This window comes from Leptolyngbya boryana PCC 6306 (assembly GCF_000353285.1).
GTDB lineage: Bacteria > Cyanobacteriota > Cyanobacteriia > Leptolyngbyales > Leptolyngbyaceae > Leptolyngbya > Leptolyngbya boryana.
Window position 1 is genome coordinate 6,071,298 of sequence record NZ_KB731324.1, and the last position, 23,529, is coordinate 6,094,826.

Here is a 23,529-nt window from a genome sequence, read left to right on the forward strand (position 1 = left end):
CGAAAAAACACTGAGAAACACATCAATTAAGCGTTTTTTAATATTCTTTATCTAGCTCAATCTCGCGCTTTTCAGTCAAAATCATCGCAATCTGTTTTTCGTAGTAAGCAGCTTCGTTAATAAAAATTGGAAAAACTGTAGAGTTGCCTTGATAACGAATCGATTCTCCCGCAAAAGTCAGAAAGATCGGCTCATCAGGCTGTAACGGTTCATAGTCTTTGAACTGGCGATCAGGATGAATGAAAGCTTGTAGATTCCCGATCGCGTCTCTGGGATAATCGATAGCCTCGATCGCTTGATACAACGTCAAACGAGACGGCACATCCAGTGGTTTTCCTTGATTCAAAGCTTCGATGTAATCCAAAACGGCGTAAATGAGTTGCTCGGTTTTGAGGAATAGATCAGCGTTGAGAACACTCTGAGCCACTGCTCCAACTTCAATCGTGAAGCCCAAGGGCGAGAGCGATCGCAATAACGGCGCATCTTGCGTACAATTCATTCCTAAAGCCACTCGCACATCCGGATAAATCTGGCTCAAATAAGCAGAGAGTCGCAGATTAAAGGGATCAGGAGTCGAAGGAAGAATCGTCAGCCCCATATTCGACGTGGTGCTATGCAGATCGATAATCACATCTACTTGAGGCTGATCTCTAGAACCAAGTTGAGCGACAATATCCCGCGCACGTTGATTCTCATAGTTGATCAATTTGGGATTCAATAAATCCTCGCTGGCAAAGCTTCGATTCAAGTCTTGATCGATATAGCGGCGATTTAGTTCGATCGCTTTTGGATTTGCCAAGAGTGTGATGGTTTCAAAGCTCGATCGAGTCGTCAATGCTGGAAATTGCTGAAACTTTTTGACGAGATAAACGCCTGTCCATTCATTTCCATGCGTTCCGCCGACAATTGCGACTCGTCGAATCAACTTAGACATAACAATTCCCCCTCTGTGTGACTGCAATAATTGGGGGTCTGAACCAATGGGAAAACCCCCAGTGAAACCGGGGGCTTTCGGAGCGAATCAGGCAAGTCTCTAAACTATTCCCACTCGATAGTTCCAGGCGGCTTCGAGGTGATGTCATACACGACTCGATTCACACCCTTCACTTCATTCACAATTCGGTTAGAAATCGTTTCTAACAAATCGTAAGGAATGCGTGCCCAATCCGCTGTCATGCCATCTTCACTCTTCACACAGCGCAGCACGATCGGATAAGCATAAGTGCGCTGATCTCCCATTACACCGACACTGCGGACAGGAAGCAGCACAGCAAAGGCTTGCCAAACATCGTGATAGATGCCAGCCCGATTGATCTCTTGCCGCACAATCAAATCTGCATCGCGCAAGATATTTAACTTCTCATTCGTCACTTCTCCCAAAATCCGGATCGCTAGACCTGGACCAGGGAAGGGTTGACGATTGACGATTTCTTCAGGCAGACCAATCGATCGCCCAACTTTCCGCACTTCATCCTTAAACAGCTTCCGCAACGGTTCAACCAGCTTGAATTGCAGATCTTTCGGCAGCCCGCCTACGTTGTGATGGCTCTTGATCTTAACAGCGACTCGTTCTCCGGTCTGAGGATCAACATTGGTATCCGCAGATTCGATCACATCGGGGTACAACGTTCCTTGAGCCAGATAGTCAAACGGCCCCAATCGCTTCGATTCTTCTTCAAACACTCGGATAAATTCATGTCCGATGCGTTTGCGTTTTTCCTCTGGATCGGTGATGCCTGCGATCGCGTCAACAAATCGCTCCCGCGCATTCACATACGCAACATCAATGTGGAACTGCTCATGGAAAAGTTTCACCAGACGCTCTGGCTCTAACTTCCGCATGAAGCCTTGATCGATGAACATACAAGTCAGTTGATCCCCGATCGCGCGATGCAGCAAAAATGCCAGCGTCGAAGAATCAACGCCACCCGATAAAGCCAGCAGCACCCGCTTATCGCCAATTTTGGCGCGAATTTCTCGAATCGATTCTTCAACAAATGCTTCCGTTGTCCAAGTCGGCTCACACTTACAGATGTGATAGACAAAGTTGCGAATCAGCGCTTGTCCAAATTGCGAATGCACGACTTCGGGATGGAACTGCACGCCGTACAGATTGCGATCGTGTTCTGCGATCGCCGCGCAAGGTGTATTCGTCGTATGGGCGAGTAAGCCAAATCCTTCTGGCAACTTGGTCACAGAATCTCCGTGACTCATCCACATGATCGAGTTATCTTCGACATTCGTCAGCAAATCGGTGGGGTCGTCGATCTCAATCTTTGCCTTTCCATATTCACCGCGATCGGTGCGCTCAACGCTACCGCCAAGCTGTTGCACCATCAACTGCATCCCGTAACAAACCCCTAAAACAGGAATGCCAAGCTCCCAAATCCCTGGATCGCACTGAGGTGCGCCTTGGTCGTAAACCGAGTTAGGGCCACCCGACAAAATAATGCCTTTCGGATTGAGTTGGCGGAGTTGTTCAACCGTTGTGCGATAAGACAACACTTCAGAATAAACTTGCGTTTCGCGGATGCGACGGGCAATCAGTTCTGAGTATTGCGATCCAAAATCGAGAATTACAATCATCTGGCGTTCGAGTGCATCAAATCCTTGCGAAGTAGATGCGGGTGCATCCAAAACAGACGGTTCAATAGGTGGAGTCACGAGAGTGTGTCCTGATGAGAGAGAACGAAAATCAAACGAGGTTAAACGAACTTTTGAAGCGGAATAAAAAAGCAAGGGTTTTGAATATTCTGGCTATTTTAATCACAATTCTCGAACCGACTCAAGCAGTTTCTCTGCTTTTCTACTTTGTCTTAAAACTTGACGCGATCGATCAAACAAAATTACGCCGATTTCAACGCTTGCTTCGCTGTGTGTATAAATATATTCTTCAGCGCGAGTTTCGATTGCAGCCGCGATCGAATCGTAAACCGCAATCTCTTTGCCCAAGGTTCTCAAGTATGTCAATCCGTCCTCAGCCGTAGAACTGGTAAAGATTGATTGTAGATCAGAAGTTGAGACACCGACTTTTGCCGCATGTGCTGTTAGGATTTCTTGCCGAGCATCTGCCACATGATGATGCGTGTGGAAAATGCCACCTGCAAGCTTGATCAGTTTCCCGTGATAGCCAAACAGCAGAATCGATTTGACTCGCTGCATTCCCGCTTCGACGAGGAGAGAGCCGATCCAATTGGCAGTTTTGAGCGTGCGATCTCGCTCAATTCCCATCTTAGCTGCCAAATCTAATCCATTTTCACCAATGCAGAAAACGAGGGTGTCGAATCGCCGCGCTTTTTCTTGTAGCTCGGCTCGAAACAGTTCTAACTGATCCGGTGCGCTGAGAGGGTGAGCAATGCCAGATGTACCGAGCAGCGATAAGCCTTCGACAACACCAAATGCTTCGTTGGATGTGCGTTTTGCAAGTTGACGACCTTCGGGCAAAATCAAGGTGATACGTAACGCTTCATGCGGTTCTAAAAGGCGTTCGAGATTCGTTTGGATTAATTGCTGAGCGTAAGCGTAAATTGCGGCTTGCTGGTCGGCTTTTTGTCCGATGCCTTCTCCGCCGATGATTTCAATCCCTTGTCCTTGAGTCAGTTCGACCATTGCCCAAATTGGGGTGTTGCGAGTCAAGTCGAGATTATCGCCGGGATCGCTGCGAGTAATTGCTAGTGCTGAATGGGGTGTTAATTTGGCGACTTGTTCGATCGGGATTTTCACCTGTGCAACTGGATTAATCAGATCCACTTCCACTTCAGAAATTGCAGATTGATGTTTTAAGTGTTGCACGGCAGCGATCGCGGAAGCACAAGCGAAGACAGGTAACGTATAACCAGATTTCATAGAAAATCCTTTAAAAATTGGCTTCTATCCCTTCAGATTTACGCCTTAGGTTATATGCGCTGATTAGGTTAAGCCATTATTAATTTTGGAATAAAAAGAGATTAAATTGTATCTTTTTACTTTGTCTCTCTAAAAAATCAGAGTGTGTATTTTATCACGTATGACAGACCGTTCAATTCCAAGTTCTAAACATGGCATGAGATTAAAACTACAACCCTTGGCTGAGATTCTCCTGCTGCTACTGCTGACGGATTTTTTGGCTATCTTGGCTCATTTTGCATTCCGTCTTGTGCCTCAGTTTAATTCTCTGTATTGGGCGATCAGCAGCGATCGCGGATTTGGAGAAACGTTTCAATACATCAAGGAGTTTTGGCTTGTCTGTAGCTTTGCAATGTTGGCAAGAATCCGGGCGGAATGGGCGTATCTGTCTTTTTCTTTGTTATTTGGCTATCTGCTGATCGACGATGCGTTTTTTGTTCATGAGCAAGTTGGGGAGTGGATTGCAACGACTCAAAATTTTCAGCCAGTTTTGGGATTAAGAGCAGTTGATTTGGGCGAGTTAGTCGTTGTCGCTAGTACAGGTCTATTTTTTCTGGTGCTCATTGGTGTTTCCTACTGGCTAGGTACGCAGAAGTTTCGTTGGGTCTGCAAACGTATCTTCGTATTACTCGGTTGTCTTGCTTTCGTCGGTGTCGTACTCGACGCGCTGCACATCATGATGGAGGTCATTAATCGACCTGGAATTCCCCTGGGATTTGCATTTGAATTAGCAGAGGATGGGGGTGAAATGATTGTCATGAGCCTGTTGTGTTGGTATGGTATCTCACTGCTCAAACAGCCCGATCTTTCCCCAGTCAGAACCAATGAAGTTATCGTTTCTAGCACTAGCCTGAAATAAAAAGATAAATCATTTTTTCAACGCTAACGTTAATCCATCTGCGATCGGTAAAATTGTGATCAAAACACGTTCATCTTGAGCAAGTTTTGTATTGAAAGCGCGAATCGTATTGACAATCTTATCGGAATCGCTGGCATCTGCCACTCGACCTGACCACAACACGTTATCAATCAAAATTAATCCACCTGAGCGAACCAATTGAATCACACGATCGTAGTAATTTGCATAGTTTGCTTTATCTGCATCAATAAATGCAAAATCGAAGGTTCCAGCTTGGTCTTGAAGTAATTGATCGAGCGTCTCGATCGCGGGAGCAATTCGCAGATCGATTTTGTCTGACATACCCGCAAGATTCCAATATTTCTGAGCGATCGCGGTATATTCCTCGCTCACATCACAGGCAATTAATTTTCCATCTTCTGGCATTGCCATTGCTACAGACAGCGAGCTGTATCCAGTAAAGACTCCAACTTCGATCGCTTTTTTTGCCTGCATCAATCGCACCAACAGCGCCATGAATTGACCCTGATCCGGCGAGATCTGCATTCGGGCTTGCGGCATTTCGCTGGTTTCGTGACGAAGTTGGGCGAGAATGTCCGATTCGTGCAGCGAGTTTGAGAGAATATAGGCGTATAGAGACTCGTCTACACCAAATGCCTGCTTAAACATGTTGAGAAAATCACTACAAATTATCTTATCTATTGTCCTAGCAATCGGCTTAGTTGCGTGCGGTGGGCGATATTCGGTTCCAGACAATGTGTTGAAAAATGCGATCGCCATTTCGGTGAATCAAACCGAACAACAGATTAGCCAAGAATTGAAATTGTCAGCCGATCCGAAGGTGAGTATCGATCGGGTCAAAATTACCGAACAATCGCCCCTAAAGATTCAAGGATCGGACGGCTTCCACGTCAAAGGCGTGTATGATTTCACGCTCAAACTCCCGAAACGTCAAGAAAGCCAAAGTGACAATCCGTTCGACCTCTATCTCCAACGGAAACCCGAAGGCAAAACGCAAACCTGGCAACTGGCACAACGTACCGAGGATGATTGGAACTTACAGCCGATTGGGGCACGTAAGGGATGATTTCTTGCCGAGTTTATCGGGCTGAACGATCGACCTTCTTGCGAATTGAGCAATCCTGTTTGTCACAATCCCTAAAGTAGATTCGATTCACGGCAAGCCGTCTTAGAATAAACAGAATTAGTGTTTTTCTCTGTTGTTATGTCTAGCATCACCGTCGATCGCTTAACAAAAGTCTATCCTGTTGCTGTGAAAGAAGCAGGGTTCAAAGGAACGGTGACCCACTTTTTCAAACGCACTTATCGCCAGGTGAAAGCGGTTCAGGATGTTTCATTTCATATCGAACCGGGCGAAGTGGTCGGATTTTTAGGGGCAACCGGAGCAGGAAAAACGACGACGTTGAAAATGCTCACCGGATTGATTCATCCGTCTTCTGGCAAAGTGACCGTTGCAGGACATGTGCCATTTGAGCGTCGATCGAGCTTTTTGCAAAAAATTACGCTAGTCATGGGACAAAAGCAGCAGTTGATTTGGGATTTGCCTGCTGCTGATTCTTTGCGCATCAATGCTGCGGTGTATGGAATTAGCGATCGTACGCTAAAAGCTCGGATCGGCGAACTTTCAGAGATGCTGTCTCTAGAAGGCAAACTGACTCAGCCTGTCCGCAAACTTTCGCTCGGTGAACGCATGAAATGCGAATTGCTAGCCGCTTTACTTCACGAACCCCAAGTTTTGTTTTTAGACGAGCCGACTTTAGGGCTAGATGTGAATGCACAAGTCTCTGTTCGAGAGTTTTTGAAAGAATACAATGCTCAATACAAAGCAACCGTTTTACTAACTAGTCATTACATGGCAGATATTACTGCCTTGTGTGAGCGGGTGTTGATGATTCATCAGGGACAGCTAATTTATGACGGCAGTTTGGATGGCTTAGTCGATCGCTTCTCTCCCTGTCGCGAGGTCAAAGTAGAATTTAATCGCACGTACACTGAGTCGGAACTTTCAGCTTATGGGTATGTGCAAGAGGTTGAGAAACAATCCGTGCGCTTTTTAGTGCAGCAAGAGGACTTGACGCAAGCGATCGCGAGAATCCTAGCCGAGTTGCAAGTGGTTGATTTAGCAGTGAGTGATCCTCCGATCGAAGAAGTCATTGGGCGAGTATTCCAAGCAGGCGCAGTGATTTGAGGCTCAGATTACAGTTTGTCTCAAGTTGAATCTTAGAAACTTGTATTGACTTAGAGATGCTTAGGACATAGAACTCGATCGGGAAGAGGCAAAGACAGAAGCGCTTGCCAAAAGATAGCTCTCCATAGCAGGCGTTTTCTTGCAGAAAGCCACCGCTTGATTGTTCTAAGCTTTCTTCATTCGTCCAAACGGAACCTTCTGCGTTACTTCCAAGCTCGCATTCTGAATGTTGTTCTGCACAAACAGAACGTCCTTATTTTGCCACAATGGAATAAACGGCACATCCTTGACCAATTCAGCCTGCAACTGCTCAAACAATCCTTTGCGCTTGACTGGATCTAGCTCTTGGCGACTTTGATCAATTAATTGATTGACGCGATCGCTAAAGTAAAACGATCCTTGAGACACGGTTGAACCACTCTCACATCGCTGATCTGCTGTTGCCTTAGTACATTCCATAAACGGCTGAATGTAGTTATCAGCATCGAGAAAATCAGGATTCCAGTCAAATAGAAACATCGGATAAGCAGCTTTATCAATGTTTCGATAAGCCGTAGTAGATTCCACACTGTCTAGCTGAATCTGCATCAAATTGCCCAAGCTCTTACGTACAGACTCTTTGAGAGTAATCGCTGCCATGCCATCAGTTGAGACATTCGATCGATACCAGAGTTGTACTTTCAGCGGATTCGATTCGCTGTAGCCTGCTTTGGCAAGTAATGATTTAGCTTTCTCGACATTGCGATCGCCCAATTCTTGAAACACAGGCTTCTGCTCTTTCATGGTTTTCGGAAGCAGACTATACAGCGGTTCAATCTGTCCCTGAAAAACTCGACTTTCTAGCAACGGACGATCCATCATTGCCGCGATCGCTTGACGAACTTCTAAGCGATCTAAGGGCGGAGATTTCAAATTAATCGTTAAATAATCAATGCCACTACCAGACTGTTCCAGCATTTTCCAAGCCGCATTTTTCGCTCCATCTTTGAGCATCCGAATTTGATCGAGGGCTAGACCTTGATAAGCAACATCGATCGCGCCTGTGCGAAAGGCATTAAACAAATTCGCAGAGCTTGAGAAAAATTGAATATTAATCCCTGGATTCGCAGGTTTAGTTCCCCAATAGCGATCGAATGCTTCGAGCTTCAGCGAATCTGTTCCATACTTTACTAGCTTGTAAGCTCCCGTTCCTACAAACACTTCGGAATTGAACTTATTTTGACCAATCTCGTAAGCTTTAGGAGAAACAGCACAAGCACCTGAAAATGCGAGTAGCGAAGGAAATGCTGCAAAGGGTTTTTTCAGCTTAATCACAAGCTCACCTTCACTTTTAGCCGCGATCGAATCAATCACATCTGCTAGTAAAAACGAAGGACTGCCGCCATTTTCGATAAACCGTTTCAGCGAAAATTCCATGGCTTTGGCATTAAACGGTTCGCCATCATGAAACACAACGCCTTGACGAATCGGAATCGTATAGGTCAATCGATCTGCACTGACTTTCGGCAAAGCTGTTGCTAATTGAGGCTGTAATTCACTCGTGCCAGGCTTATATCCGTAAAGTCGATCGCCTAAGTTGTACAACAAGCTGCCTGCAAAATTCGTATAAGCATCAGCCGGATCGATCGTGTTAATGCTAGCAGTTGAGCCAATCGTAATTTGTCCATCTGCATTTGCAGGAGGTTCGTATGTCGATCGAGTACAACCAACCACCAGTGAGAAACAAAGACAGATTAAGAAGAGCGATCGCCCAATTTTTCTCAGCATTGTCGAGTGCCAAAAATGAGTTTTTTGAGTGTAGCAGGAAAGGTGGTCTGACAGTTGAGTGCCTAAGACGATCGAGATTTGAGCAGTTCATGAATACTCTTGAGTTCAACGAGAATGGCTTCGAGAACTTCTTGCGTGTGATTCGGTTGAGGCTCTTGAATCTCGATCGTCACTTGTTTGATTTTCAAAACTTCTTTGGCAAATCGAGCGACTTCATTTGAGTGAAACATCAATGGATCGTTCGGAGATTGCCGCAGTTCAGGATTAAGACGCTTGGGATTGAACGGAGGATTGAGTTGTTCAAGGTCAGTATTGGCATAGCGATAGACCGAAGCTCGCGATCGATTCAGAGTTTTCTGAACAGCTTCGACATCCATTAAACCTGTGGTTCCACCAAATTCGGTATCCGCGTACATGCATTCATTCTCGCAATTAGACGCGAAAATCTTAACATAAGAATCTTTGTGTAAAGTAGGATTTATCGATTGTTCTGATCCGCTTGGAGAACTCTACCTTTACTGTTAATTGGTATAGATGGATCAATTTTGAGGGGTTGGCGATGACTTTGAAGATTCGATCGATGACCCTGGCAGAGGTTCAAATTGCCTTAAACTGGGCAGCCCAAGAAGGCTGGAATCCAGGACTTTATGATGCAGAACCTTTCTACAAAGCTGACCCCGATGGATTTTTACTTGCAGAACTCGATGAACAACCGATTGGCTGTATCTCTGTCGTTCGCTACAGCCAGAAGTTTGGTTTCATTGGGCTGTACATCGTTCAACCCGAATGGAGAGGGAAAGGCTACGGTTTGAAATTATGGCAGACGGCATGGCAGCAATTTGTATCAAGACTCGATGCTGATGCCAGTATTGGGTTAGATGGAGTGCTCGCTCGAGAAGCCACTTATCGCCAGGCTGGATTCGTTCCGGCTTACCGTCATGTTCGACATCTTCATCAACCCGATGGTTCAGCTCAGCATCCTGACTGGGTAATTCCTCTCAATCAACTTCCATTAGCAGAGATTCTTCGATATGACGCTGAACTATTTCCGGCATCCCGTTCGCAATTTCTAGAATCATGGCTTCAGATGCCAGAAAGTGCAGCGTATGGAGTTGTGGAACAGAATCGATTAGTTGGCTATGGTGTAATTCGCCGCTGTGTGCAGGGATTTAAAGTCTGTCCGCTATTTTCAGATTCGCTAGAAATTGCAGAAGCTATTTTGCAAGCCTTGATCGTTAAAGCGGGAACAGAGCCTGTGTTTATCGATATTCCAGATGTTCATCCTGCTTTGACAAGCTTAAAGCAACGATATGCATTAGAACCGATGTTCACTTGTGTGCGAATGTATTGGGGACAAGTTCCAACCTTGCCTGTCGATCGTATTTTTGGTGCGACGACTCTGGAATTGGGATAAGCACTCAGATTGAACGCCCATCTACGATTTGCCTAATTGATGACACGCTCTAATGCATTGGTGTCAACCTGGAACTGCGCTTTCTTCAATCGATTTCTGATGAATGCTAATTTCTAGCAAAAATGTTGTGATTTCATGAATCAAGGGATACTGTTGTAAAAGTTGACGTGTCTCTGGAGAGAGGAGTCTCAAGATTTCTGCTAACAAGGCTGTCTTGTCTTCTGCTAGAGTGTCTAATAGCTCTTGAGGATGCCGCTGAGCAAATTTCCACTCTAGATCAGTCAAGGCTTTGCCAATGAGAGTTTCGATAAGCGATCGATCTTGGAAAAAGATAACTTCTAGTTCTGGAACAGCGATCGCTAATTTGAATGGCACAGAGCCAGCATAAGTCCGAAGCAAGTACCCTAAATCTGCTTTTCTTTGCTGAATTGCTGACTCATCATTTGTTCTCGAATTCAGAACCAAGACTACAGGTAGACGCTTCTCGGCAAGCAGAGACATTGCCCGAGATTCTGCATCATAATCGCTTTTGCTTTCAACAAACTGAACTCCTTCTTGTGCCGATTTTGGCAGCACTTTTCTAAGAATCTCTGCATCAGAAGGACGTTCTGTAATCAAATAAACTCGATTCATCCCCCTTCCTCCGCTTGAATTCGATAGTTTGGAATTCCTTGCTGCACACAAAATCGATACTTTTTCAGCAACGATTGTTGCATTTGTCTTGACTGTAGCGCATATTCAATCTCGTCTCCAGTCCACAGCAAAATTGTTTGAGGAGCAATGTACTGAGCAAGAGAAATTGCAGCATACGTAAATCCATTCCGGCTAAACAAAATCCCGATCGTTGATGCAGGTCGGCGCAATAGCTGGTTTCGCATTTTAGCCAGCGGCTCGATATTGACACGCTCTGCTACGTCTTTGCATTCGATTAAGCAAGCAAGCCCATTGGAATAAATTGCACCATCAATTTGCTCTAATTCTTCTTCCTCAATGACCACACTGTAAGGATAGATAACTTCTGCACCTTCTAAATGAAATGCCCTGAGTACTAGGTATTCCATTGCTTTCCCACGTTCCCAATCAGGAGTATCACCCAACTGAATTTGGTTCCATAGCATTAAGAGTTCGTCCCAGTCGTAGCAGGTGATTCTGCGTTCGTATTCTAATGCTGTTGGCATCTTTTTCTCTTTGTAACCCTGATTGACCAGAACTCGAAGTTGTCAGAAAACTTCGAGTTCTGATCCCGCGCGGACTTATCCGATTTCTGGTTCCTGACTACCTAATCGCGATCGCACTTCCACCTTCGCTCTTGGCTTTGTAAGCTGAAACTTCGGCATCAAATGTGGTTTTCCTAGTCCATACGTCAGCGCATAGCTCTGAGACAATCCCCACAGCCACACTGAGGGCAATCGAGGCTCTAACCAAGGTTGCATCTGATAAAGCAGCTTTGGAAACCAACCGCTAAAGATCCAACTCATCAACGCACTGACGGCAAAGTTCAAGTAATTCCCTAGCCAGCGGGTCAGATCCTTTGCGCCTGCCATTTGCCAGATCCAGAGTAAAAGACGCGGATTTTTCTTAGCAGCAACGAGTGCCATGCGATTAAATCTTGTCCAAGTCACCCGATCTTTGATAAATGCATCTGCGATCGCTGGCGGCTGATCAGCAAGGACATCAAAGAAGGTATTCAGCATCGAATTGACTTGCTGCGGCGGCAAAATCTTACCGGTTGGCACCATCATGCCTTTTGAGAACATCCAAGTCACAGAGACATTACTTTGATAAGCCCGAATTGCATTCAGCGATCGCTGATCGAGTAAATCATGCTTCAGTGCTGTATCTAGTAAATGAGTCAGACGAGATAGATTCCGTACTAATGACCCAAAGCCTGTAAACACTAACGGAGATTGCAACGAAGCAGCATCGCCAATCGCAATTAAGCGATCGAATGCAATGGTGCGATCGCGACTGCTCATACTGAAATGTCCTGGAATGTAGCCAAACGTTGCCTTCTTCCAGACCAGCTTATCCATGTCACAACGCCGATACTCGGGCAGGATCGTAAAGAAATCCTCGTACATCTCAAGTAAAGAACCTGGATTTTCAGGATGCACTTGATGATAGTGGAACAGATAGAAAGTAAGTTCTTTGCCCTCAGCCGGAAAAAGCTCCCAGATTAACTGCCGTCCGCGAGAAATGTCTCCGTGACTGTTCAGCACATCGCCATATTGCACATCCCAGACTTCCGGCTCAAATCCTTCAGAAATCACCGCTCCAACTGTTGGGCAAACACTATCAAAGGCTCGACCTGAATTGAGTTGCCACGCGATCGGTGAAGCCGTTCCCATTGCATCTACGAGCAACCGCCCTGTGACTTGACGATCGCTTCCAGTGGGCAAATGTTTCGCGTAAATCGTCGCTTTATCTGGGTTAATATCGGCTCGTTCAAACTCAGTCTCATCCCAAATTTCGCCGCCCGCTTCGCGGAACTTATCCCCGCAGAGTTTGAGAAATCTTTCTGCATCGATCGCAATATTCAAAACCGTCGGCGTATGCAGAATCTTCGCCTTAGCTTGCGGTGGATTGTTTGCATCAAAGAACTTGTGGAAGCCATCGACATACTCAGCCGCAATCACTCGATCGAATTCGGCGACTGTAAACAATCCCAAATCGATCAAACTCTGAAACTCACTGCGTGAAATATTCCATTCCCGATTCATCCGTCCAAACGGCATCCGCTCCAGCAGTAGCACCCGGTAGCCCAATTTTGCCATCACAGCCGCATGAACAATGCCTAACGCCCCTCCAATGTAGATGAGGTCATAAGATGGCTTCGCTGGCGTGATATTGCCATCATCCGTGCGGAAAACAACTTGCTTCGGAGTTTGAGGAGTCTGGACACTTTCACGCCAGCGTTGTTCCCACCAGTACACGCGATTTAAGTCATACTCGCCATTCGGTATTTTCTTGAAAAACTCAACCGTTTTCGGATAATCTGCCGCTAATGCTTCAAAAATCGACTGCTGCGATAAATCAATGTTTGGAGGAGCAGGATAGACTGGCGGAAATTCTTCTCTCAAATCCGCCACTAATTTTCGGAGAATTTTTGCTTCACCTGCTCCAGCGCGATCTGCCCAGCGAAATACTTTCAGATAGGTCGATCGCTGAACTGACCAGACAAATATCGAAAGTTCACCTAGCCGAATCCCCGCAGGCATGAGGACTTTCTCGCCTTGTTCAGGAGCATAGTCAGCATGCAGCCATGAAATGACCGCAGCCGTATCGGGGGTGGGGACTTCTAGGTAAAGGATTTCTTCCATGAGTAAGATCTAAACTCCGATCAATTCAGCAAGACGGTTGACAAACCAATAAAAAACAAGCTACTCCTGATACCAAATTAAATTCTTTACATCATTTTCATTATTATCGAGGACTCGGATCAGATCAGCACTATGAATTATCCTATTTCACCGCGCGCTTCTGAATCTATCTCAGTACGGTCTCCTGGGGCTGAAGAACTTATTCTCAACGCGATCGCTGTTGTGATCGAAACCGCTCGCTCTCAGGGACAGTCTTTAGAAGAAATCAAAGCTGAAGTCCTAGCCGACGACGCAATTCTAGATGCCCAACAGCGGCAATGGCTCAGCGATATTGTGACGCAAGCTTGGCAGGATTTTCCGCACTCATGCTGAAATGTCTAAGTTGAGAAGCTATCAATTACACTTCTAAGCGATCAATTTATATGAGAAGTCCATCCCGGAATCACCTTCATTTGGGGGTTGCCGAAGTCTGTGTAGGAGTGATTAAAGCGGACATGGTATGTGCGAAATCCGAAACTTTCTTTGATAAAGTCGGATGCGGCTTACCGAGGTTGAGCCAGTTTTGCAGTTTATCCGGTAGGCTCTTGATTGATCCTATTTTTCAGGCAACGTGATGAAGGCTGCAATTCAAGTTCTGGGCATCGATTTAGGTGGGACAGCAATTAAATTGGGACGGTTTACTCCATATGGAACGTGCCTTCAAGCACTCACGGTTCCAACGCCTCAACCCGCTTTGCCTAGAGCGGTGCTGATGACGATCGTTGATGCGATCGCTGACCTTGATCCGAAGCGCGAAGCTTGTGCGATCGGAATTGGTATGCCAGGACCAACCGATGCTAGAGGACGCATCGCCCGAATCGCAATCAATTTGCCGGATTGGATTGAGATTCCCTTAGCCGATTGGATCGAAGAAAAAACAGGACGACCGACGATTTTGTCGAATGATGCCAATTGTGCAGGTTTAGGAGAAGCGTGGCTCGGTGCTGGCAAAGCCTTTCAAAATTTCATTCTTCTGACGCTGGGAACCGGGGTCGGAGGGGCAATTATTTTGAACGGGGAACTGTTTATCGGACATACGGGCGCAGCAGGTGAATTAGGGCTGATTAGCTTAGATGCGAATGGCGCGCCCTGTAAGAGTGGAAATCGCGGCTCTCTGGAGCAGCATACGTCGATTCAAGCAATTCGACGACGGACGGGAAAAGAACCGGATGAATTGTGCAGATTAGCGCGATCGCACGATCCAGCAGCCTTAGAATTTTGGCGATCCTATGGACGCGATTTGGGACTGGGTTTGACGAGTTTGATTTATGTCCTGACTCCAGAAGCGATCTTAATTGGTGGGGGAATCAGTGCGAGTGCAGAATTTTTCTTACCAAGCGCGATCGCAGAAATCGAACAACGAGTCATGCCAACTTCGCGAGAAGGATTACAGATCATTCCTGCTCAGTTAGGGAATTGCGCTGGAATGATTGGGGCTGCAAAATTAGCTCTCAATTCACGTTACATTGAGAACTGCCCTGAATAAACACCGATTGTTATGGCTTCCATCGAACTTGTTTCTGCTGATTCCATCCCCACTGACAAGATTAAATATGACGATCGCGGTTTAGTACCTGCGATCGTGCAGGATTATTTGGATGGCGCGGTTTTGATGATGGCGTGGATGAACCAAGAGTCTCTGCAAAAGACGCTAGCAACTGGTGAAACTTGGTTTTGGAGTCGATCGCGGCAAGAGTTTTGGCATAAAGGGGCAACGTCTGGACATACGCAGAAGGTGAAGGCGATTCGATACGACTGCGATAGTGATGCGCTGTTAATTTCAGTTGAGCAGATTGGTGATATTGCTTGTCATACAGGCGAAAGAAGCTGCTTTCATCAAGTGAATGGCAGCATTACGCCTCCGCTTGCTGATACCTTGTCGCAAGTGTTTGCTGTGGTTTGCGATCGCAGAGATAACCCCATTGAGAAGTCTTACACTCGGACATTATTTGAAGGCGGAGATAACAAGATTCTCAAAAAGATTGGTGAAGAAGCGGCAGAAGTGGTGATGGCTTGTAAGGATGATGACAAAGATGCGATCGCGGGTGAAGTGGCGGATTTGTTCTTTCATTCATTAGTCGCGATCGCGCATCATGGTGTGGATTTGAAAGATGTTTATCGCAAGCTTCAGTCTCGCCGATAGAGATGCACGGCTTGATCGAAGAAATTCACCCAAAAATCATGGATGAGCAGTTTGAATTTTTTGATCAGGCAATTCTGAATCAAATTCAGGTTCACTAGCGTTCATAGAGTTCTAATGGCAAACCATCTGGATCTTTGAAGAAAGTGAATCGTTTACCCGTCCATTCATCGACTCGAACAGGTTCAGTTTCGATTCCTTTTGCAGAGAGGTCAGCGATCGCGAGATCCAAATCAGCAACCGAAAAAGCGAGGTGTCTCAAACCACAAGCTTCGGGATAGCAGGGTCGCTCAGGCGGATTCGGAAAAGAGAACAATTCAATTTGAGTCTGAGAATCAACTTGCAAATCGAGCTTGTACGATTGGCGTGCTTCTCGAAAGACCTCACGAATGATTGAAAAGCCTAGTAAATGGACATAGAAATGCTTTGAGCGATCGTAGTCGGAGCAAATAATTGCAATGTGATGAACGGCTTGAATGTTTTGCATCGTCTGGTCAAATGAATACAAGATCAATCAAATTGATCGTAATCGGAACCTGAAACTAAAGGAGTGCAGCCAGAAGTTTCTGCTAAATTAACGAGTAGAAAGCTCTGCAACTTCTATCAAATGGAAGGGGTTAATTCACACCTCCTCACAGTCATTAAACCTATGTTTCAAGCGACACGACGACGATTAGCACTTTGGTACACCACAGTCACCGCTGTGTTGTTGTTAGTGTTTGCAAGTGGGTTTTATTTCTATGTGCGATCGACATTAATCGAGCGCATTGATGACACCTTAAATCATGTGGCAGAAGTCGTTCAGCGATCGCTGGTGATCCAAGCGATCGGGGATCAGGTGAGCGTCAATGTTGAAGCGAGCTTTCGGGATAATTCCATTTCTTTGGAAGACGATCACATCGATTTGGAGTGGTTTGATGCGAAGGGGCAACAACTGTGGTCAACCTTTGCAGAACCCCTTTCTATTCCCATGCATGTCAATCACGATGGCGAGACTGTTCATGTCTCCGACACACAACTCTTGCGGCAGGTGACTGAGAAAGTTCAGATTGGCAATCGGGTATTAGGATACTTGCGCGTGAGCCATCCTTGGTTTGAAGTCACAAAGCCAACTCGTCAATTAGTATTGGACTTGAGTGTTGGCACGGCGATCATGGTGGGAATTGTTGCTGCGATCGGGTGGTTTCTGTCGGGAATTGCCATGCAACCGATTCGCGAATCCTATCAACGGTTGAAGCAGTTTACCGCTGATGCATCGCATGAGTTGAGAAACCCGATCGCTGTCATTCAAACGAATGTACAAGTGGCACTGTCCGATCCTGACCCTCAGATTCAGCAGCAATATTTGCAAGTGATTGAACGGCTCACTCAGCGACTAGGCAAACTAGTCGATGATTTACTATTTTTAGCGAGACAGGATAGTGGGATTGTTCAACCTCAGAGAACTGCGCTCGCGCTCGATGATTTACTCGATGAGGTTTTAGAAGAACAAGGCATTACGACCGCAGACAAGGAATTGTCATTTAAGGTCGATCGCACGTCAGAATATTGGTTACAGGGTGACCGGGATCAGCTTTCTCGACTGTTTACAAATTTGATTAGTAATGCGATCAAATACACTCCCGAGCAGGGAGAAATCACAGTTGAGCTAGTCGCAACGAAAGCTGGATTACAAACCAAAGTCATTGATACGGGCATTGGAATTCCAGAAGGCGCGATCGCGAAATTGTTCGATCGGTTCTATCGAGTTGATCCAGCTCGAACAAAAGCAACGGGAGGATCAGGATTGGGACTCGCGATCGCGCTCGCCATTGTTGAAAACCATCATGGACACATTCAAGTTGACAGTCAGGTAAACCAGGGAACAACTGTTACTGTAACGCTCCCCCAATCCGATAGCCAATCCCCAACGTAGGTTTAAAACGTTTGCGCCTAAGGCTTTCAGTTCGCTCAGTAGGGTGATTGAAAAATGTTGGGTTTACCCATTCTGAACTTGAGTTGTAAGCGGCACAGGAACGAAACAGCTCGGCTTTTCATCTTTTACCAGGCTAATGCCGGAATTTTCTCTTCCGCTGTTTATGCTTCGCCAATGCTTTACGCTTGCGTTTTTCGATTGGTGTCTCAAAATAGCGATGCTTTCTCATATCTGGAAAAATTTCTGCCTTAGAAACTTCTCGCTTAAATCGACGTAATGTAGATTCGATTCCTTCATTCTCACCTGGAATAACTTGGGGCATTCATTCTCCTCCCGAACATGAAATGTAATGAAAGCTGATGAAGAAGGCTACCCATGACTGAGTAGCCTCTGACCAACTTTGACTGTAAGCATTCAAGCTGCCATTAACGCACAGCGAAATTTGCGCATCTGCTCCAGTCTTTAAGTTTAGTAACGTCTAGAACCGCCTCGATTGTCCCACCCCCCCTGAGACGACCCGCGGTCTTCACGGGGTTTCGCTTTATTCACCTTGAGATCGCGCCCCATCCACTCGGCTCCATCGAGTGCTTCAATCGCAGCGTCTTCTTCTGCATCGGTTCCCATCTCGACAAAAGCAAATCCCCGCATCCGACCCGTTTCGCGATCGGTCGGCAGTTGCACCCGCTTCACGGTTCCATACTCTGAGAAAGCCTGGGTTAAACCATCCTGTGTCGCCTGATAGGACAAATTACCAACGTAAACTGACATAAAGATTCTCCAGAATCATCAATGAAGAGAGGTATGTTCGGAGAAACGCTAGGCTGGAACGATTTACACGCCCGAAGATAAACCTTATCAGGAAGTTTAGCATAGAGAGAGCAATATGCGGGGAAATTGATTTGTGCGATCGCACCTAAGGGTCAAGATTATGCTAAACTTCTTATAGAAGAGACTATCTTCGGCAATGTGATCTCCTCTATCAAATGTTGCTCCGAATCTAACTCTCTCTACACTGTAATTCTGGGGCAACAATTGTATGTCAATTTATGTTGGTAACCTCTCTTATGAGGTTGTACAAGAAAATCTTGCTGAGATTTTCGCTGAATTTGGAACAGTCAAGCGTGTTCAGCTTCCGACCGATCGCGAAACAGGACGCTTACGCGGATTCGGATTTGTTGAAATGGCGAGCGATGCGGAAGAGGATGCCGCGATCGAAGCCTTAAATGGTGCGGAATGGATGGGACGCGATTTAACAGTGAATAAAGCAAGACCCCGTGAAGACAGAGGCTCTTCTCGTGGCGGCAGTTTCGATCGTAAAGGTGGCTCCTCTCGGCGCTATTAGAGTGTTGAATTTCTGAATTCTTAATTCAGTCGCATCTTATAAAGTCTTGCAGGCAGGCTAACAGTCTGCCTCATTTCTTATGATGCGCTGTTGCAAGGCATGTTCTTCTCTATCCTCATCCCAATGAATATCAAAGAAATTATCAGTCGATATGCGGCAGGACAACGAGACTTTAGCAATCTGAATCTGATTGCTGTTAACTTTAGAAATCTGAATCTAGCGGGCATCAATTTGAGTGGTGCTAACTTAACGAAGGCAAATCTGACTCAAGTTAACCTCAGTCATGCCAACCTCACAGATGCGATTCTGACTGGAGCAACGTTAACAGGCACGAATTTTACTCAAGCCAACCTTACTAATGCCAATCTAAGCGATACCAATCCGAATCAGGCGAATTTCAGGCAGACCTATCTGAAAGGAACAATCCTACCCGACCTAGTGAATCGTACTTCTCCTAAAACTCCTCTCACCTCTCCACCTGTATAGGTACTATCTGTAGTAAGTGCTATTTTCTTAGAATTTTATTTCTTCAAGTAAGAAAGCCTCCGGTGTCTAGCCGGAGGCTTTTATATGAACTATGGATCGAGTCATTCGACGGTTTGCATGAATCGCCGGATGCGGGTCAATTCCTCAACATCCGGCTCTCCCTAACCATTACAGATCGTCATCCATATCATCTGCGATCAGATCATCATCATCATCAATAATCGGCGAATAGATCGAATCTGAATCTGCTTCATCTGAGTTGCCGAAGCTCTCAAAGCTAAAGCTAGGACGATCGTCCATTGCTTCTAAGCCATAAGAGCGCGCCGTACGATCGTCAAGAACGACATCCGAGAAATCAGTATCCTCATCCAAGAACATTGGATCATAAACTGGATCAATGTCGGCTGGGCTACCCATTTCTTCGTAAGCATTGAAGCCCGTTCCCGCAGGAATGAGACGACCAATGATCACGTTCTCTTTCAGACCGCGCAACCAGTCAGATTTTCCTTCGATCGCAGCTTCAGTCAGTACCCGCGTCGTTTCTTGGAAACTTGCCGCAGAGATGAAACTATCTGTGTTGAGTGAAGCTTTCGTGATCCCGAGCAACACAGGCTCATACTGAGCAGGTGCGCCCCCAGTGATTGACATCGCATCATTGACTTGCTCAATTTGGTAGATTTCCACCAACTCACCGGGCAGCATCGTCGTATCACCGCCGTCTTCAACTCGTGCTTTTGAGGTCATCTGACGCACGACGACTTCGATGTGTTTGTCAGAAATATCAATCCCTTGAGATTGATACACCGATTGCACTTCGTTTACCAAGAAGGTCTGAACTTCCCGCAAGCTAAACAAAGCCGCATCATGCAAACTGACTTCTTCATTTCTGGCTCGGAACATCACTTCGAGTAATTCGTGCGGGTTTGCAGGGCCATCTGTAAGCCGCTCTCCAGCCGCGACTTCTTGACTATCCCCGATGATCACGTTTTGTCCGGGACCAATTGGGTATTCGGTGATCAGACCTTCTCGATCGACGATCTTCACTTCAACCGAATCGTCTTCTCCGTAAACGACTTGAGCCGTTCCCGCGCGACGTGCCAGAATACAAGCTTCTTTGGGCTTACGAGCTTCTAGAAGTTCTTCAATTCTCGGCAAACCTTGAATGATGTCTCCCGTCTTGGTGCGCTCAAAAATCAGCAGCACGAGATTATCGCCCCGTTGTACCAAGTCGCCATCATCGACGTGTAGTACTGCACCCGGAGAGACGCGATACGGACGAGCAATCCGCACAACAACTTGATCGCCTTGGACACTCAAGATCTGTCCAGATTCTTCAAGAACAGTTCCACCGATATCACTGCCAGCAATCAACAGATCGCCTGCTTTGACACTCGGGTTACTAGCGGTCAGGGTGACTGTATCGACTTCACGAACGACGAGAATCCGACGAATCGATTCAGCCCCTTGGCGAATCCCTTGAACTTCCCCTGCTTCTTTACAGAGAATTTCAGTCCGAGCAACAACCGCTCCTGCGGTAATCTGGTCGCCATCTTTGACCATGATGCGAGTCTGAGTGCTGCCTTGAGTCACGTCAGCGGCAATGTCACGCCGAATCACCAGCGATTCGAGAATCACCAACTGAAGCCGCATGACTTCAGGATCAGTCTCATCAGGAATCAATTCGATATCAGCAGCGAGTTGCGCGTCTTGATCGACTTCGAGAACGAGTTGAGTTCTGAGCAATTCCAAACCTTCAACGGATTTGACCCGCTCACCATCTTTGTAAGGCAGGCGTTGAACAGCTCTGAGACGAATTGCTCGACCCGATTCTTCCTTAGCAGATTCTTGGCTTGGAACTGCTGGATCATCTGGTACGTTAAATTCAGTCACCGGACGCAGTAGAATTGCCGGACCTTCCGGTGTTTCAACGTACTCGGCATACAGTAGTTCACTCGCGGTTAATCCAGGCATGACTTGCTGCCCTGGATTGACGAGCGTTGCTTCACGAGTGATCACCTCATCCAAGCTATCGATCATGTGCAGATCGCCCGGCTTGATCACCACTTCGCGCAGAATGTCATTTTTTTGCGTGACTTCGATAACTCCGTTGCTTTGACAGAAAATGTCTTTCACAACTTCGGTTCCGGCTTCGACATACTGACCGTCTTCGACCATCAGAAGCGAGATGTCTTTATTCACCTCATGCGCTTCTTCGGGAATCCAGAGAATGGTTCCACCTTTGATGACTTCGTAGCCTTGTTTTGCCTTGCCTTTCTTGCCAATCTCAACGCCGGAGTACTTGATGATTCCTCCAGTTTGAGTATGGTAGCGATCGTCTCTCAGTTCAGCGACGACTTGACCGTTTGTAACCTGAGTTCCTGGAGTCGCTTTCAGTAAGAAAGTCTGATTTCCAGCGGTTTCCAGCAAGTACTGATCCCGTCCTTGAGAGGTCTCAGCCCGAACTCGCGCTTGATCCAACATGACGGATGCCGTGATGATTTGGATCTCGCGCCCGCCTTTGCTATTTTCGACTCCGTTCTCAGGTAGACGAACGACCCCACCATTTTCAGTGACGAGCTTCGTTTCAGCGATCGTGCTATTGGCTTCAATGCGATCGCCGTTTTTCACCACAGGTTCAGCACCCGGCGGCAAGTTATACACTTCGCCCGAGAGTACCCACATCAAACCGCCTCTTTGTGCAGTTCGAGTGGTGTTACCTTGACGGTCTTTTTTCTCTTCGGGAACGACATCTGCGAACCGAACTTCTCCAGCTAAGTCAGAGGCAACGTCCTTCGAGGCTTTCTCAGTCGTCTTGCGTCCGCGTCCGGTTAAAGGAACTTCTGCGAGAGTCTGTCCAGCTTTCACCTTCATCCCATCTTTCACTAAGAGCGTCGCCCCTTGTGAAACGGTGAAGGCTTGTTGCTGTCCGCCTGAGCCTTCCAGTGTGATTTTCAGTTCAGATCCTGCGCTCTCAACAATCAGCGCATCTTCTCCATGACGAGTCCGGTAGGGACGAGTTCTCAAGCGTTTGGGAACCTTGATCGTTCCATCAAAGTTTGCCCGTTCTTGACGCGCCATTTCTCCGGTAAACACCCCACCGGTGTGGAATGTCCGCATCGTAAGCTGTGTACCGGGTTCCCCGATCGATTGAGCCGCGATAATCCCGACTGCTTCTCCAATATCGACCATGTGAGCATGGGCTAAGCTCCAGCCATAGCAATGCTGACAAACCGATCGCGCAGATTCACAGGTCAACGGCGATCGCACGACGACTTCTTGAACTTTTGCTTTCCCAATCAGTTGAGCAATGTCATCTGAAATGGCTTCATTGCGAGCAACAATGATTTCCCCGGTTTCAGGATGCAGGACATCTTGAGCGGCAACGCGACCGAGCAGACGATTTTTCAACGGAATAAGAACGCGATCGCCATCCATCATGGGACGCGCTGGAATGCCTCGGGTCGTGCCGCAGTCGAGTTCACGAATGATGACATCCTGAGAAACATCCACCAATCGACGGGTGAGGTATCCAGAGTCGGCTGTCCGAAGCGCGGTATCGACAAGACCTTTGCGCGCACCGTAGGAGGAAATAATGTACTCCGTTACCGTTAAGCCTTCTCGGAAGTTGGTCTTAATCGGCAAGTCAATAATTTCCCCTTGTGGGTTTGCCATCAAGCCCCGCATCCCGACCAACTGACGAACCTGTGAGATATTTCCCCGTGCTCCGGAGAATGCCATCATGTAGACCGAGTTGAGCGGGTTATTCGATCGAAAATGTCGAACCACCTCGTCTTTAAGTTCTTCACTGGTTCCGTTCCAAGTATCAATTACTTTTTGGAACCGTTCGACTTCCGTGATTTCTCCGCGAGTATATTTCTCTTCGGTGTCGCGAATCGTTTCAGTCGCGGCATCAAGTAGCGCTCGCTTTGTCGGAGGAATTTGTAGGTCATCGACACTGATGGAAACGCCTGCGCGCGTTGCATATCGGAAGCCAAGATCTTTGATCAAGTCTGCCATTTGTGCGGTGCGGGCAGTTCCATAGTGGGTGAATGACCACGCGATCAAGTTAGTCAATTCTTTTTTGTTGACAACCTGATTACGAAAAACTTGCTTTTCTGAGTTCTGCTCTGCCATGCTGTGCCCCATGTTTGCC

23 protein-coding genes are annotated in these 23,529 nt (G+C 46.7%); 10 read left to right on the top strand and 13 right to left on the bottom strand.

What is annotated here, in order from left to right; translation table 11 throughout:
* Positions 1-37 precede the first annotated feature (37 nt).
* The 3 genes from LEPBO_RS0130210 to cbiD all read right to left on the bottom strand — a co-directional run bounded on the left by LEPBO_RS0130210 (position 38) and on the right by cbiD (position 3,846).
* The gene (locus tag LEPBO_RS0130210) at positions 38-934 is read right to left on the bottom strand and encodes an aspartoacylase (RefSeq protein ID WP_017291343.1); all 897 of its coding nucleotides are present in this window, start codon (positions 932-934) and stop codon (positions 38-40) included.
* Positions 935-1,038: 104 nt separating this feature from the next.
* The gene (gene guaA, locus LEPBO_RS0130215; protein ID WP_316429013.1) at positions 1,039-2,664 is read right to left on the bottom strand and encodes a glutamine-hydrolyzing GMP synthase; all 1,626 of its coding nucleotides are present in this window, start codon (positions 2,662-2,664) and stop codon (positions 1,039-1,041) included.
* Between the two features lie 102 nt (positions 2,665-2,766).
* Entirely contained in the window at positions 2,767-3,846 is a 1,080-nt protein-coding gene (gene cbiD, locus LEPBO_RS0130220; RefSeq protein WP_017291345.1) for a cobalt-precorrin-5B (C(1))-methyltransferase CbiD, read from the bottom strand.
* Between the two features lie 160 nt (positions 3,847-4,006).
* Between cbiD and LEPBO_RS0130225 the strand changes: the two genes are divergently transcribed.
* The gene (locus LEPBO_RS0130225; protein WP_144056298.1) at positions 4,007-4,744 is read left to right on the top strand and encodes a hypothetical protein; all 738 of its coding nucleotides are present in this window, start codon (positions 4,007-4,009) and stop codon (positions 4,742-4,744) included.
* A gap of 9 nt (positions 4,745-4,753) precedes the next feature.
* On the opposite strand, the gene LEPBO_RS0130230 is transcribed toward LEPBO_RS0130225, so the two are convergent.
* Positions 4,754-5,413 carry a class I SAM-dependent methyltransferase gene (locus tag LEPBO_RS0130230; protein ID WP_017291347.1) on the bottom strand — a complete coding sequence of 220 codons (660 nt, stop codon included), beginning with the start codon at positions 5,411-5,413 and terminating at the stop codon, positions 4,754-4,756.
* Between LEPBO_RS0130230 and LEPBO_RS38745 the strand changes: the two genes are divergently transcribed.
* Entirely contained in the window at positions 5,412-5,831 is a 420-nt protein-coding gene (locus tag LEPBO_RS38745) for a hypothetical protein (RefSeq protein ID WP_017291348.1), read from the top strand. The two genes, LEPBO_RS0130230 and LEPBO_RS38745, sit on opposite strands and share 2 nt — an antisense overlap.
* Positions 5,832-5,969: 138 nt before the next feature.
* Positions 5,970-6,953 carry an ABC transporter ATP-binding protein gene (locus LEPBO_RS0130240; RefSeq protein WP_017291349.1) on the top strand — a complete coding sequence of 328 codons (984 nt, stop codon included), beginning with the start codon at positions 5,970-5,972 and terminating at the stop codon, positions 6,951-6,953.
* 165 nt (positions 6,954-7,118) lie between these two features.
* Here the strand turns inward: LEPBO_RS0130240 and LEPBO_RS0130245 are convergent, their stop codons facing one another.
* Positions 7,119-8,720 (bottom strand): ABC transporter substrate-binding protein, encoded by a 1,602-nt coding sequence (locus LEPBO_RS0130245; RefSeq protein WP_017291350.1) that lies wholly within the window; start codon positions 8,718-8,720, stop codon positions 7,119-7,121.
* A 62-nt stretch (positions 8,721-8,782) separates the two neighbouring features.
* A complete protein-coding gene (locus tag LEPBO_RS0130250) occupies positions 8,783-9,136 on the bottom strand; it encodes a hypothetical protein (protein WP_017291351.1) in 354 nt (117 codons plus the stop codon).
* A gap of 143 nt (positions 9,137-9,279) precedes the next feature.
* On the opposite strand from LEPBO_RS0130250, the gene LEPBO_RS0130255 reads away from it, so the two are divergent.
* A complete protein-coding gene (locus LEPBO_RS0130255; protein WP_017291352.1) occupies positions 9,280-10,134 on the top strand; it encodes a GNAT family N-acetyltransferase in 855 nt (284 codons plus the stop codon).
* A 63-nt stretch (positions 10,135-10,197) separates the two neighbouring features.
* Here the strand turns inward: LEPBO_RS0130255 and LEPBO_RS0130260 are convergent, their stop codons facing one another.
* From LEPBO_RS0130260 to LEPBO_RS0130270, 3 genes are all read right to left on the bottom strand, one after another.
* Complete coding sequence (locus LEPBO_RS0130260) at positions 10,198-10,767, bottom strand: hypothetical protein (RefSeq protein ID WP_017291353.1); 570 nt, start codon at positions 10,765-10,767, stop codon at positions 10,198-10,200.
* On the bottom strand, positions 10,764-11,312 hold the full coding sequence (locus LEPBO_RS0130265) for a restriction endonuclease (RefSeq protein WP_017291354.1): 549 nt from the start codon (positions 11,310-11,312) through the stop codon (positions 10,764-10,766). The genes LEPBO_RS0130260 and LEPBO_RS0130265 overlap by 4 nt, the downstream gene beginning before the upstream one ends.
* Positions 11,313-11,387: 75 nt before the next feature.
* Positions 11,388-13,454, bottom strand: a complete 2,067-nt coding sequence (locus LEPBO_RS0130270; protein ID WP_017291355.1) for an NAD(P)/FAD-dependent oxidoreductase — start codon at positions 13,452-13,454, stop codon at positions 11,388-11,390.
* 132 nt (positions 13,455-13,586) lie between these two features.
* Here LEPBO_RS0130270 and LEPBO_RS0130275 point away from each other — a divergent pair, with 132 nt between their 5' ends.
* The 3 genes from LEPBO_RS0130275 to hisIE all read left to right on the top strand — a co-directional run bounded on the left by LEPBO_RS0130275 (position 13,587) and on the right by hisIE (position 15,636).
* A complete protein-coding gene (locus tag LEPBO_RS0130275) occupies positions 13,587-13,826 on the top strand; it encodes a hypothetical protein (RefSeq protein ID WP_017291356.1) in 240 nt (79 codons plus the stop codon).
* A 241-nt stretch (positions 13,827-14,067) separates the two neighbouring features.
* Positions 14,068-14,979 (top strand): ROK family protein, encoded by a 912-nt coding sequence (locus LEPBO_RS0130280; RefSeq protein ID WP_017291357.1) that lies wholly within the window; start codon positions 14,068-14,070, stop codon positions 14,977-14,979.
* A 12-nt stretch (positions 14,980-14,991) separates the two neighbouring features.
* Positions 14,992-15,636 (top strand): bifunctional phosphoribosyl-AMP cyclohydrolase/phosphoribosyl-ATP diphosphatase HisIE, encoded by a 645-nt coding sequence (gene hisIE, locus LEPBO_RS0130285; protein ID WP_017291358.1) that lies wholly within the window; start codon positions 14,992-14,994, stop codon positions 15,634-15,636.
* Between the two features lie 94 nt (positions 15,637-15,730).
* On the opposite strand, the gene gloA2 is transcribed toward hisIE, so the two are convergent.
* Positions 15,731-16,120, bottom strand: a complete 390-nt coding sequence (gloA2, locus tag LEPBO_RS0130295; protein ID WP_017291360.1) for an SMU1112c/YaeR family gloxylase I-like metalloprotein — start codon at positions 16,118-16,120, stop codon at positions 15,731-15,733.
* A gap of 162 nt (positions 16,121-16,282) precedes the next feature.
* Here gloA2 and LEPBO_RS0130300 point away from each other — a divergent pair, with 162 nt between their 5' ends.
* Positions 16,283-17,548 carry a sensor histidine kinase gene (locus LEPBO_RS0130300; protein WP_017291361.1) on the top strand — a complete coding sequence of 422 codons (1,266 nt, stop codon included), beginning with the start codon at positions 16,283-16,285 and terminating at the stop codon, positions 17,546-17,548.
* Positions 17,549-17,681: 133 nt separating this feature from the next.
* Here the strand turns inward: LEPBO_RS0130300 and rpsU are convergent, their stop codons facing one another.
* Both rpsU and LEPBO_RS0130310 read right to left on the bottom strand, forming a co-directional pair.
* A complete protein-coding gene (rpsU, locus tag LEPBO_RS0130305) occupies positions 17,682-17,870 on the bottom strand; it encodes a 30S ribosomal protein S21 (protein ID WP_017291362.1) in 189 nt (62 codons plus the stop codon).
* A gap of 146 nt (positions 17,871-18,016) precedes the next feature.
* The gene (locus LEPBO_RS0130310; protein ID WP_017291363.1) at positions 18,017-18,316 is read right to left on the bottom strand and encodes an RNA recognition motif domain-containing protein; all 300 of its coding nucleotides are present in this window, start codon (positions 18,314-18,316) and stop codon (positions 18,017-18,019) included.
* A 268-nt stretch (positions 18,317-18,584) separates the two neighbouring features.
* On the opposite strand from LEPBO_RS0130310, the gene LEPBO_RS0130315 reads away from it, so the two are divergent.
* Positions 18,585-18,890 (top strand): RNA recognition motif domain-containing protein, encoded by a 306-nt coding sequence (locus LEPBO_RS0130315; RefSeq protein ID WP_017291364.1) that lies wholly within the window; start codon positions 18,585-18,587, stop codon positions 18,888-18,890.
* 123 nt (positions 18,891-19,013) lie between these two features.
* Positions 19,014-19,376: a pentapeptide repeat-containing protein gene (locus LEPBO_RS0130320; protein WP_017291365.1), complete on the top strand. Its 363-nt coding sequence runs from the start codon at positions 19,014-19,016 to the stop codon at positions 19,374-19,376.
* Between the two features lie 168 nt (positions 19,377-19,544).
* On the opposite strand, the gene LEPBO_RS0130325 is transcribed toward LEPBO_RS0130320, so the two are convergent.
* The gene (locus tag LEPBO_RS0130325; protein ID WP_017291366.1) at positions 19,545-23,510 is read right to left on the bottom strand and encodes a DNA-directed RNA polymerase subunit beta'; all 3,966 of its coding nucleotides are present in this window, start codon (positions 23,508-23,510) and stop codon (positions 19,545-19,547) included.
* Between the last annotated feature and the right edge of the window lie 19 nt (positions 23,511-23,529).